The sequence below is a fragment of the Bacteroides zoogleoformans genome, from assembly GCF_002998435.1.
Lineage (GTDB): Bacteria > Bacteroidota > Bacteroidia > Bacteroidales > Bacteroidaceae > Bacteroides > Bacteroides zoogleoformans.
Genome location: NZ_CP027231.1, coordinates 3,183,963 through 3,196,055 on the forward strand (window position 1 = coordinate 3,183,963; position 12,093 = coordinate 3,196,055).

Consider the following 12,093-nt stretch of genomic DNA (forward strand, 5'->3'; position numbering starts at 1 on the left):
ATAAATGTGATTTATTTTATCGTAAGAGGACACGAGAGTACAGGACTTGTTGAGAGACTGTGCCCTTGTGTCCTTTGTGGTGAAAGATAGTAAATATAGAAAACAATGAAATTAAATCTGAAAAACCCGATTGTTTTTTTCGATTTGGAAACCACAGGTACAAACATTAACTCAGATCGGATTGTCGAAATTTGTTATCTTAAAGTTTATCCTAATGGAAATGAAGCGTCCAAAACCATGCGCATCAATCCCGGAATGCATATTCCGGAAGAGGCTTCTGCCATTCATGGAATTTACGATCGGGATGTGGCCGATTGTCCTTCTTTTAAAGCAGTGGCACGTAGCATAGCCAATGATATAGAAGGATGTGATTTGGCGGGTTTCAACTCCAATCGTTTTGATATCCCGGTCTTGGCGGAGGAATTCCTTCGGGCCGGTGTGGATATTGATATGAGCCGTCGTAAGTTTGTGGATGTACAAGTTATTTTCCATAAGATGGAACAGCGTACACTGTCTGCTGCCTATCAATTCTATTGTGGCAAAAAATTGGAAGATGCACACACGGCAGAGGCAGATACTCGTGCTACTTACGAGGTGCTGATGTCGCAACTGGATCGTTATCCGGAACTGCAAAACGATATTGCTTTTCTTTCCGATTACTCCAATTTCAATAAAAATGTGGATTTTGCAGGCCGTATGGTCTATGATGATAAAGGGGTGGAAGTGTTCAACTTCGGTAAATATAAAGGAATGGCGGTATCCGACGTTTTGAAGCGTGATCCCGGTTATTATAGCTGGATACAGAACAGTGACTTTACTTTGAATACCAAAGCGATGTTGACCAAAATTCGTTTGCGAGAATTGACTCAGAAATAAGAAACCGTTTTGATTTTATTTCAGCTTCCTTCTGAGTTGTTTTCTGTTGTTATGAGGAGCACATAATGGGCTATGTGAAGAAGGAAAACGGACAAAAAGACCGGAAATAAACCCGGAAGATACTGATAAAACTTAAAAAAAGAAAATCAAAACAGTTTCTAAGAACCTGAAAATTTTAAGGGAAACAAGGATAAAAATCAAAGCGGGCTTTTATGGCTCGAAATATTCTGCATGATGGCAAATACATTGAAAGGAAAAAAAATTGTTTTGGGCATTACCGGAAGCATTGCAGCTTATAAATCCTGTTTGCTTATTCGTGATTTGATTAAGCGCGGTGCAGAAGTACAAGTCGTTATTACACCGGCGGGCAAGGAGTTTATCACTCCCATCACTTTATCTGCCTTGACAGGAAAGCCGGTTATCAGTGAGTTTTTTGCTCAGCGTGATGGTACATGGAACAGTCACGTGGATTTAGGGCTGTGGGCAGATGCTCTTCTGATTGCCCCGACAACAGCTTCCACAATTGGCAAGATGGCCAATGGGGTGGCAGATAATATGCTGATTACTACGTATCTTTCCGCAAAAGCTCCTGTGTTTGTTGCACCTGCCATGGATTTGGATATGTTTGCTCATCCTTCTACCCAAAAGAATCTGGATATCCTTCGTTCGTATGGTAATCATATTATAGAGCCGGGCATAGGAGAACTTGCCAGCCATTTGGTGGGTAAAGGACGTATGGAGGAACCGGAAAATATTGTCCGGGATTTGGAAATGTATTTTGCAGCTAAAGAGGGTGAGCTGATTGGAAAGACGATAATGATAACGGCGGGTCCTACTTATGAAAAGATAGATCCCGTGCGTTTTATCGGCAACTATTCATCCGGCAAGATGGGCTTTGCGCTTGCCGATGAATGTGTAAGTCGTGGAGCCAAAGTTATATTGATTGCCGGGCCGGTTCAACAAAAAACGTACTTCCCTATGAATCAATATATCCAGGTGGAATCCGCTGTAAACATGTACGATGCAGCCGGTGCTTGTTGGGATTCTGCGGATGCAGCTATCTTGACTGCTGCGGTGGCCGATTATACTCCCGAACACGTGGCTGACGAGAAAATAAAGCGAGAAAAAACGGGTGAAATGGCATTGGCTTTAAAACCTACGCAGGACATTGCTGCTTTCTTGGGTAAACAGAAGAGGAAGAAGGGCAGTAACCGAAGACAAGTTTTAGTGGGGTTTGCTCTTGAAACGAATAATGAGCAGCTGAATGCAGAAGAAAAACTCAAGCGGAAGAATCTGGATTTTATTGTCTTGAATTCGTTGAACGACAAAGGAGCGGGCTTTCGCCACGATACCAATAAGATTTCGATTATCGATAATAAAGGAAAGACCGATTATCCATTGAAGTCCAAGGCCGAAGTCGCTGTAGATATCGTGGATCATTTGGTTAAAGTGCTGAAACAAACAGAGTGAATAAAGTGGGATAACAATCTCCTTGTTCGTTGTCGGTTGTTTAATTAAAGGTCTAATTATCAAGAAAATGTTGCATTCGCTCTATATACAGAATTATGCACTTATCGAGCAGCTCGATATAAATATCGATGGAGGTTTTTCCGTGATAACGGGTGAAACGGGTGCGGGTAAGTCTATTATTTTAGGTGCCATCGGGTTGTTATTGGGACAACGTGCCGATGTGAAATCCATTCGTACGGGAGCTTCTAAATGTGTGATTGAAGCTCGTTTTGATATATCTGCCTATGGTATGCAACCTTTCTTTGAAGAGAATGAGTTGGAGTATGAGACAGAGTGTATTCTTCGGCGTGAAGTATCTGCTTCGGGCAAGAGCCGGGGGTTTATCAATGATACACCGGCCTCCTTGGTCCAGATGAAGGAATTGGGAGAACAACTGATTGATGTACATTCTCAGCATCAGAACCTTTTGTTGAACAAAGAAGGATTTCAGCTCAATGTTCTTGATATTCTGTCTCACAATGATGATATACTGCGTGCTTATCAAGGCTTTTATCAAGAGTGGAAGCAGGTGCAGCAGGATTTGGCCGAGCTTGTTGCACAAGCGCAGCGTGATAAGGCTGATGAAAATTACATCCGTTTCCAGCTGGAGCAGCTGGAAGAGGCGCGATTGGTAGCGGGTGAGCAGGAAGAACTGGAGCAGGAAGCTGAAACTCTGAACCATGCAGAAGACATTAAAGCTGGGTTATATCGAGTGGGGCAGATGTTACATTCGGATGAAGGTGGTTTACTTTCTGGGCTGAAAGAGTGCTTGAATACGATGCATGTCTTACGGAGTGTCTATTCGGCTGCCGGTGAACTTGCCGAACGTCTGGATAGTACTTACATTGAACTGAAAGATATTTCGCAGGAAGTTGCCGGAAAGGAAGAACAAATCGAATTTAATCCCACACGTCTGGATGAGGTGAACGAGCGTTTGAATTTGATTTATACACTCCAACAAAAGCATCAAGTATCTACTGTCGATGAACTTTTGCGGTTGACAGATGAATATGCGGCCAAGCTTTCAGCCATAACTTCTTCCGATGAACAGATAGAAGAATTGAAAGAACACTGTGAAGCTTTATATCATAAAGTGCAAAAACAGGCAGGTCTTCTTACGGAGACCCGTATGACTGCTGCCCGTGAGGTTGAGGAACAGATGGCCGCACGTTTGATTCCGTTGGGAATGCCCAATGTCCGTTTTCGGGTGGAGATGGGAGTGCGTAAGGAGCCGGGAACGCATGGGGCGGATACTGTGAATTTCTTGTTTTCGGCTAATAAGAATGGAACTTTGCAAAGTATCTCTTCTGTAGCTTCCGGGGGTGAAATTGCGCGTGTCATGTTATCAATCAAAGCAATGATTGCAGGTGCAGTCAAATTACCTACCATTGTGTTTGATGAAATAGACACTGGAGTTTCCGGTGAGATAGCCGACCGTATGGCGGATATCATGCAAGAGATGGGTGAACAGAACCGCCAGGTTATCAGTATTACTCATTTGCCGCAGATTGCTGCCCGGGGAAGTGCTCACTACAAAGTCTATAAGCAAGACAATGAAACGGAAACGAATAGTCATATTCGCCGTCTGACCGATGAAGAAAGAATAGAGGAGCTGGCTCACATGTTGAGTGGGGCAACTTTGACGGAAGCTGCTCTGAATAATGCTAAGGCGTTGCTGAACAAGTGAATGATATGCGATAAAATTAAATAGATTCTTAATAAATAGTTGAATGAATAGATGGTTGAGCAAAGTGAAATGATTTTTGGAATCCGTGCCGTGATAGAAGCCATTCAGGCAGGAAAAGAGATTGATAAGATATTGGTGAAAAAAGATATTCAGAGCGATTTGTCAAAAGAGTTGTTCGCTGTTTTGAAGGGTACATTGATACTGGTACAGCGTGTTCCAGTTGAGCGGATTAATCGCATAACCCGTAAAAATCATCAGGGAGTGGTTGCTTTTATTTCATCAGTGACGTATCAGAAAACGGAACATCTGGTGCCGTTTCTTTTCGAACAAGGCAAGAATCCGCTGTTTGTAATGCTTGATGGAATTACGGATGTCCGTAACTTCGGAGCTATAGCCCGTACGTGCGAGTGCGCGGCAGTGGATGCGGTGATTATTCCTGCGAAGAATAGTGTGTCGGTCAATGCAGATGCCATGAAGACTTCCGCAGGAGCATTGCACACGTTGCCTGTTTGCCGTGAGCAGAGTTTGAAAGAAACACTTCAGTTTCTCAAAGAGAGTGGCTTCCGGATTGTGGCAGCCACCGAGAAGGGAGATTATGAATACACCAAAGCGGATTATACGGGCCCGATGTGCATCATTATGGGATCTGAAGACCGAGGGGTTTCTTATGATAACCTGGCATTGTGTGACGAATGGGTGAAAATACCTATGTTGGGAACTATCGAATCTTTGAATGTCTCTGTTGCTGCCGGTATTTTGATTTATGAAGCTGTAAAACAAAGGAACTAAGATATGAAAAAGAATTTGCTGTTGATGTGCACCCTATGTGTGTTGGCCCAATGGAGTCTGGCGCAAGCTCCGAAGTGGATAGATAAAGCCAAGCGGGCTGTCTTTTCTGTGGTTACTTATGATAGAAATGATAAAATACTGAATACCGGCAACGGCTTTTTTGTCGCAGAAGAGGGAGTTGCCTTGTCTGATTATACCTTGTTTAAAGGAGCCGAACGTGCAGTTGTAATGACCTCTGACGGGATACAGATGCCTGTTGAGGCTATTATGGGAGCTAATGATATGTATGATGTGGTGAGGTTTCGGGTCGCTACTTCCGGAAAGAAAGTTTCTGCCTTGACTTTGGCTTCTGTTGCTTCGGCGGTGGGAACCGATGTATTTCTGTTGCCATATTCCACTCAAAAGAATCGTTCTTATACTGCCGGGAAGATAAAAGAGGTGACTCCGATAGCTGATAAGTATTCTTATTATACGCTTGATATGCATTTGAAGGACAAGATGGTGAGTTGTCCGGTGATGACGGCGGACGGACAAGTGTTCGGATTGGTTCAGCAATCTGTTGGACAAGATACTGCTGGTATTTGTTATGCCATTGATGCCCAATTTGCGATGGCGCAGAATATTTCGCCGTTTTCTTATGGAGATATGGCTTTGAAGAATATCGGAATCAAGAAAGCACTACCTGATACGGAAGAGCAAGCCTTAGTTTTTCTTTATATGGCTTCTTCACAGCTTTCTCCGGAAAAGTATATGGAGACTCTGGATAATTTTATCGCACAATATCCTAATAGTGCAGATGGTTATCTTCGCCGTGCTTCCCAGCAAATTCTCATGTCAAATGACGATGCTTCCATGGATAAAGTGTCCGGTGATATGGATAAGGCATTGAAGGTTGCCGTGAAGAAAGACGATGTTTTCTTTAACCGTGCTAAAATAATATATAGTTATGTATTGGGAAAACCGGAAAAGGTATATAAATCCTGGTCATATGATACTGCTTTGGAAGAGATAAAGAAAGCGATGGAAATAGAGAACTTGCCTGTTTATCAGCAATTGGAGGGAGACATTTTATTTGCCAAACAGGATTATCCGGCGGCATTTGTCTGCTACGATAAAGTGAACCATAGTAACATGGCATCGCCGGCCACCTTCTTTAGTGCGGCAAAGGCCAAGGAGCTGATGCAGGCACCTGCCGGAGAAGTACTGGCTCTGATGGATAGTTGTGTTATGCGTCTCTCGCAGCCCTATACGGAAGAAGCGGCGCCTTATCTGTTAGAACGTGCACAAACTCGTATGAATGCCGGCCAGGCACGTAATGCTGTATCGGATTATGATGCCTATTATAAAGCCGTAAACGGCAATGTCAATGATGTGTTCTACTATTATCGCGAACAGGCTGCCTTAAAAGCCAAGCAATATCAGCGTGCACTGGATGATATGACAAAGGCCATTGATTTGAACCCGAATGAATTGACTTATCGTGCAGAGTTGGCGGTAGTAAATATTCGTGTCGGACGTTATGAAGAAGCATTGAACGTATTGAAAGCTGCTTTGGTCAAAGATTCCAAATATGCAGAAGCATATCGTCTGATGGGGATTGCACAAATTCAGTTAAAGAAGAATAAGGAGGCTTGTGATAACTTTAGCAAAGCAAAGGAACTGGGAGACACTAATGTAGACGCTTTGATAGAGAAGCACTGCAAATAAAAATAAATGGATTCGGAATACTGCGTATGTTCTGAACCTCTTTTAAAGTGTGAGTAAGATAAACACAAAGCGTTTGTGTACTATTATTATTAACTATATAAAACCATTGGAAATGATGAAAAAAACAATTTGCAGCCCCAAAGCGCCGGGTGCTATAGGTTCATATAGTCAGGCTGTTGAGGCTAACGGGATGGTGTTTGTTTCCGGTCAATTACCCATTGATGCAGCTACCGGAGTAATGGCGGAAGGGGCAGAAGCACAAGCCCGCCAATCCTTGGAGAACATGAAGCATATTCTGGAAGAGGCAGGTTTGGATATGAGCAACATTGTAAAAACCACAGTCTTTCTGGCAGACATGTCTTTATTTGCCGATATGAATAAGGTTTATGCCACTTATTTTGACGGAGCTTTTCCCGCACGCTCAGCCGTTGCTGTTAAGGCATTGCCCAAGGACGCTTTAGTGGAGATTGAGTGCATCGCGGTTCGCTAATAAGTCGGCCACAATAAAACTGCTGCCTCCTACGAAGATAAAGTCTTCCGGGAGGCTTTTTTCTTGTGCAGCTCGTACGGCCGAAGGTACATCTGGATAGCAGTTGCCTTTGAGCCCGGCACTTTCCGCAAGTTTTTGTAAATCATTTGCCGGTAAGGCACGTTTTACGCTGGCTTGGGTAAAATAGTAAATTGCATCTTCGGGCAGCAATGCCAGCACGCCTTGTATATCTTTATCATTCACCATGCCGATGATAATATGCAGATTGTGAAAAGCCTGTTGTTTAAGTTGCTCTACTATATAGGTGATTCCACCCACATTGTGTCCTGTATCGCAAATTAGGGTAGGGTAGTCTTGCAACTTTTGCCAACGTCCCATCAAGCCGGTCAGCTCAGTTACATGGGCAAAACCTCTGCGCACAGATTGTTCATCCAGTCGATAACCGGCTTCTTTCAGGAGTGGAAGGGCTGTGAGAATAGTACGGGAGTTTTTTTTCTGATAGAGTCCCTTTAGTTCATATTCTATACTGGGATAATCCTCACGTCCATTTTCTTCTGCAAAATAGATGGGAGCATTTACTTCTCCGGCTCTCTTTTGAAATACGGATTTAGTTTCCGGGGTTGTTTCGCCGATCACTACGGGGATGCCGCTTTTAATGATTCCTGCCTTTTCTCTTGCAATTTGGGGCAATGTATTCCCTAAGAATTGGGTGTGGTCAAGACTGATATTAGTGATGATACATAAATCCGGATGGATTATGTTGGTGCAGTCCAAGCGTCCTCCCAGTCCCACTTCTATCACAGCTACATCTATTTTCTTATCGGCAAAGTACCGGAAAGCCATAGCGGTGGTTAATTCAAAAAAGGACGGATGCAGCGGTTCAAAAAAACAACGCTCCTCTTCCACAAAACGGATGACATACTCTTCCGGTATGGGTTGCCCATTGACGCGGATACGTTCGCGAAAATCTACCAAATGGGGCGAGGTATATAGCCCCACGCTATAGCCCGCTTCTTCCAGTATGGCTGCAATGGTATGCGAGCAAGAGCCTTTACCGTTGGTACCTGCCACATGAATGGTGCGAAACTTGCGATGTGGGTGGCCGAAGTGCTCATCCAGTGCCAAAGTGTTTTCCAATCCTTCTTTATAGGCCGAACCTCCTACTTGTTGAAACATGGGAGCGCTGTTATATAAATAGGTTAAAGTGTCCTGATAATCCATCTTTTGTAATATTTAACGAGAAAGAAATCTTTTTCTCTGTATTAAATTGTTATCTTTAAGGACAACAAAGATAACGTAAACCGTAGGTTATACAAAAGAAGCACGCTTGTTTTTTATTGCCTGAATATGGTTTTGCTTTATCCTGAAAACATTAATAATTAAAATCTAATGAGTATGGGAACCAAGAAAAATTTTGTGATTGATACGAATGTTATTCTTCACGATTATAATTGTCTGAAAAATTTCCAAGAAAACGACATTTATCTCCCCATCGTGGTCCTTGAAGAGTTGGATAAATTCAAGAAAGGCAATGAGCAGATCAATTTCAATGCCCGTGAATTTGTCCGCGAACTCGATTTGATAACCGATGACAATCTTTTCACTCGCGGTGCTCCGTTGGGCGAAGGCTTGGGGCGGCTGTTTGTTGTGACGGGTACGATAAATTCTTCCCGAGTGCATGATTCCTTTCCCGAGCGCATTCCCGACCATCAGATTCTGTCAGTGACAGACTGGCTGAACGAGAAATATCCGAAGATGAAATCCATTTTGGTCACGAAAGATGTGAATTTACGGATGAAAGCCCGTTCTATCGGCCTGCTGTGTGAAGATTATATCAACGATAAAGTGGTGAATCTTGATATCTTTGAAAAATCGAATGAAGTATTTGAGGGAGTTGATCCCACTTTGATAGATCGTATTTATTCTTCGAAGGAAGGGTTGGACGTCAGTGAATTCAACTTTAAGGATATTGTTCATCCCAATGATTGCTTTGTCTTGAAAAGTGACCGAAGCAGCGTGCTTGCCCGTTATAATCCTTTTACTCACTCTGTTTGCCGGGTAAACAAAACCAGAAACTATGGTATTGAGCCCCGTAACGCCGAACAGAGCTTTGCCTTTGAAGTGCTGAACGACCCGGATGTAAAGCTTATAGCCCTGACCGGTAAGGCTGGAACCGGCAAAACATTATTGGCACTGGCTGCTGCTTTGGGAAAACTGACAGATTATAAGCAAATCCTTTTGGCTCGTCCCATTGTGGCATTGTCTAATAAAGATCTTGGATATCTTCCCGGAGATGCCAATGAGAAAGTTGCTCCTTATATGCAGCCCCTGTTTGATAATCTGAATGTGATAAAGCATCAATTTGCGGCTAACTCCAGCGAAGTGAAACGCCTGGAAGACATGCAAAAAAGCGAACAATTGATAATTGAAGCTTTGGCTTTTATTCGCGGACGCAGTTTGAGCGAGACTTATTGCATCATTGATGAGGCTCAAAATTTGACGCCGCATGAAATTAAAACGATAATTACCCGTGCCGGTGAAGGTACAAAGATGGTGTTCACGGGTGATATTCAGCAGATAGACCAGCCCTATCTGGACAGTCAATCTAATGGACTTGTGTATATGATAGACCGCATGAAAGATCAAAACCTTTTTGCTCATGTCAATCTGGTAAAAGGAGAACGCAGCCCGTTGAGTGAATTGGCAAGTAATCTGATGTGATGTCATTCTGTAAGAAAGCTTCTACCCCTCCCGTCTTCTGGTCGTAAAAGACAAGGAGACGGGTTTGTTTTGTAATTCATTATATCCCTGCTTTTTCTCTCTAATCCGTTGCATCATTCTTTTAGGGAGAAGCCTTTCTTCGTGTTTTATCTGACGATATCCTCCTTTGCGCATGTGAAATAAATCAAACTTTTATAATATTTTTTATCATTTATTTGTCTTTCTTGGAGGAAATAGCGTATATTTGCGAATCCTAAAACAAAAACTATTAAATGAAATGAAGGCGAAACTAATTCAACGGTACCTCTCCACAAAGGTATTACCGATATGGACTATTCTTTTGATTGATGTATGCATCATCATTGTCTCAAGTATTTTAGCTTATGTTCTAAGGTATGATTTCAAAAGTGTTTTCATGGAAACTTCAACCATTGACAAAGCAATTTTCGGAACAGTAATCATTAATCTTATATTCTTCCGCGTATTCCGTACTTACTCCAATGTGTTGCGTTTCTCTTCCTTCGTTGATATAATGCGCATCTTTGTATCCTTGACAGTTTCCTATGCCATCTTGATGGGGATAAACGTGTTGGGAGATGCTTTTTTGAATATCAAGTTGGCTCCTTTCAGTGTGCTGTTCATGTCCTACATCATCAGTTTTGCAATGATGGCTTCTTCACGTGTGATAGTCAAGACCATTTTTGAAGTATTGAATTTTGACGGCAGACACAGTGCCAATGTGTTTATCTACGGCGCAAAAGAGGCGGGTGTCAACATAGCCAAGTCGTTGCGTGTAAATCTTCGTAACCATTATCGTCTGCGTGGATTCATAGCCGATGAGCCTGAACTTATAAATAAGGTAATGATGGGAGTTAAGGTATATCCTAACGACGATACATTGATTGACAACTTGCTCGACCGCAACGTACAGGTGGTTATCATTTCTCCGGCAAAAATGGAGGAACTGCAAAAGTCGGATATAGCCGACCGCATACTTGCACACAAGATTAAACTTATGACCGCTCCTCCTTTAAGTGATTGGAGTGGGAAGGGCTTGAACCGTACTCAATTGAAGGAGATACAAATTGAAGATTTGCTGCAACGCAACCCCATCGAGATAGATATTCATAAGGTGGCATCACAGCTTGAGGGTAAGCGCGTATTGATTACAGGCGCGGCCGGTTCCATCGGTAGTGAGATTATGCGTCAGGTGGCCTCTTTCAATCCTTATAAATTGATTCTCGTGGATCAGGCGGAGACTCCGTTGCACAATATTCGTCTGGAACTGCAAGACCGTTGGCGCAATATTGATGCCGAAACAATTATAGCGGACATATCTAATGCGACCCGGATGGAAGCTATCTTTAAGGAGTACAGGCCCCAATACATTTTCCATGCTGCTGCCTACAAGCATGTGCCTATGATGGAGGATAATGTTTCCGAATCCATCCAAATAAACGTATATGGTACTCGTACATTGGCCGATCTTGCCGTAAAATATGGGACTGAGAAATTCGTCATGATATCTACGGATAAAGCAGTGAATCCTACAAATGTGATGGGATGTTCCAAGCGTATTTGTGAAATTTACGTGCAATCTTTGGCTAAAAAACTTCAGAAGGAAGGGAAGGAGAAAGCCACACAGTTTATTACAACGCGTTTCGGTAACGTGTTGGGGTCTAATGGCTCTGTTATCCCACGTTTTCGCGACCAAATTCAGCGTGGTGGCCCGGTGACGGTTACGCATCCTGAGATTATACGTTACTTCATGACTATTCCCGAAGCTTGTCGTTTGGTGCTTGAAGCGGGAAGTATGGGTAGCGGCGGTGAAATTTATATCTTCGACATGGGCAAGCCGGTGAAGATTGTCGATCTTGCCAAGCGTATGATTAGCCTTTCAGGCCGTACAGATGTGAAGATAGAGTTCACCGGTCTTCGTCATGGCGAGAAACTCTATGAGGAACTGCTCAATGTGAAGGAGCTGACAAAACCCACTTATCATGAGAAGATTATGATTGCCAACGTGCGCGAGTATGATTATGAGGAGGTGAAAGTACGTATTCAAGAGCTGATTGACATGAGCTATACTTACGACCAGATGAAGATTGTATCGGCTATGAAGAATATCGTTCCTGAATTTGTGAGCAAGAACTCCTGCTTCGAGGCATTGGATAAGAAATCTTGTTGAGCTCACGCCGTTGTTTGCTTGTAGGAAGCCGCAAAAAAATAAGTGAGGTTGTATCAAAAGAACGAGAGCGTTTTGATACAACCTCACTCTTGTTTGAACCGAAATGTAACATTTATAATAACGTCA

Annotated in this window: 9 protein-coding genes; 8 read left to right on the forward strand and 1 reads right to left on the reverse strand. The window is 42.9% G+C overall.

Translation table 11 applies throughout. The features are described from left to right. Positions 1–105 precede the first annotated feature (105 nt). From C4H11_RS13295 to C4H11_RS13320, 6 genes are all read left to right on the forward strand, one after another. Positions 106–876 carry a 3'-5' exonuclease gene (locus C4H11_RS13295; protein ID WP_106042726.1) on the forward strand — a complete coding sequence of 257 codons (771 nt, stop codon included), beginning with the start codon at positions 106–108 and terminating at the stop codon, positions 874–876. Between the two features lie 234 nt (positions 877–1,110). Next, on the forward strand, positions 1,111–2,346 hold the full coding sequence (gene coaBC / locus C4H11_RS13300) for a bifunctional phosphopantothenoylcysteine decarboxylase/phosphopantothenate--cysteine ligase CoaBC (RefSeq protein ID WP_106043455.1): 1,236 nt from the start codon (positions 1,111–1,113) through the stop codon (positions 2,344–2,346). A gap of 67 nt (positions 2,347–2,413) precedes the next feature. Next, a complete protein-coding gene (gene recN, locus C4H11_RS13305) occupies positions 2,414–4,072 on the forward strand; it encodes a DNA repair protein RecN (protein WP_106042727.1) in 1,659 nt (552 codons plus the stop codon). 51 nt (positions 4,073–4,123) lie between these two features. Then, positions 4,124–4,861 (forward strand): 23S rRNA (guanosine(2251)-2'-O)-methyltransferase RlmB, encoded by a 738-nt coding sequence (rlmB, locus tag C4H11_RS13310; protein ID WP_106042729.1) that lies wholly within the window; start codon positions 4,124–4,126, stop codon positions 4,859–4,861. Positions 4,862–4,864: 3 nt separating this feature from the next. Beyond that, complete coding sequence (locus tag C4H11_RS13315; RefSeq protein WP_106042730.1) at positions 4,865–6,568, forward strand: trypsin-like peptidase domain-containing protein; 1,704 nt, start codon at positions 4,865–4,867, stop codon at positions 6,566–6,568. A gap of 115 nt (positions 6,569–6,683) precedes the next feature. Continuing rightward, entirely contained in the window at positions 6,684–7,058 is a 375-nt protein-coding gene (locus tag C4H11_RS13320; RefSeq protein WP_106043458.1) for a RidA family protein, read from the forward strand. Here C4H11_RS13320 and C4H11_RS13325 read toward each other — a convergent pair. Further along, the gene (locus C4H11_RS13325) at positions 7,026–8,279 is read right to left on the reverse strand and encodes a bifunctional folylpolyglutamate synthase/dihydrofolate synthase (RefSeq protein WP_106042732.1); all 1,254 of its coding nucleotides are present in this window, start codon (positions 8,277–8,279) and stop codon (positions 7,026–7,028) included. The genes C4H11_RS13320 and C4H11_RS13325 overlap by 33 nt on opposite strands. 174 nt (positions 8,280–8,453) lie before the next feature. On the opposite strand from C4H11_RS13325, the gene C4H11_RS13330 reads away from it, so the two are divergent. Together C4H11_RS13330 and C4H11_RS13335 are read left to right on the forward strand one after the other, a co-directional pair. Further along, complete coding sequence (locus tag C4H11_RS13330; protein ID WP_106042734.1) at positions 8,454–9,779, forward strand: PhoH family protein; 1,326 nt, start codon at positions 8,454–8,456, stop codon at positions 9,777–9,779. A gap of 277 nt (positions 9,780–10,056) precedes the next feature. Next, positions 10,057–11,967 carry a polysaccharide biosynthesis protein gene (locus C4H11_RS13335; protein ID WP_106042736.1) on the forward strand — a complete coding sequence of 637 codons (1,911 nt, stop codon included), beginning with the start codon at positions 10,057–10,059 and terminating at the stop codon, positions 11,965–11,967. The last annotated feature ends 126 nt before the right edge of the window (positions 11,968–12,093 follow it).

Excerpts from the sequence above, each read along its gene's own strand:
- C4H11_RS13295 (WP_106042726.1), top strand. The coding sequence starts at position 106 with ATGAAATTAAATCTGAAAAACCCGATTGTTTTTTTCGATTTGGAAACC.
- coaBC (WP_106043455.1), top strand. The coding sequence starts at position 1,111 with ATGGCAAATACATTGAAAGGAAAAAAAATTGTTTTGGGCATTACCGGA.
- recN (WP_106042727.1), top strand. The coding sequence starts at position 2,414 with ATGTTGCATTCGCTCTATATACAGAATTATGCACTTATCGAGCAGCTC.
- rlmB (WP_106042729.1), top strand. The coding sequence starts at position 4,124 with ATGGTTGAGCAAAGTGAAATGATTTTTGGAATCCGTGCCGTGATAGAA.
- C4H11_RS13315 (WP_106042730.1), top strand. The coding sequence starts at position 4,865 with ATGAAAAAGAATTTGCTGTTGATGTGCACCCTATGTGTGTTGGCCCAA.
- C4H11_RS13320 (WP_106043458.1), top strand. The coding sequence starts at position 6,684 with ATGAAAAAAACAATTTGCAGCCCCAAAGCGCCGGGTGCTATAGGTTCA.
- C4H11_RS13325 (WP_106042732.1), bottom strand. The coding sequence starts at position 8,279 with ATGGATTATCAGGACACTTTAACCTATTTATATAACAGCGCTCCCATG.
- C4H11_RS13330 (WP_106042734.1), top strand. The coding sequence starts at position 8,454 with ATGGGAACCAAGAAAAATTTTGTGATTGATACGAATGTTATTCTTCAC.
- C4H11_RS13335 (WP_106042736.1), top strand. The coding sequence starts at position 10,057 with ATGAAGGCGAAACTAATTCAACGGTACCTCTCCACAAAGGTATTACCG.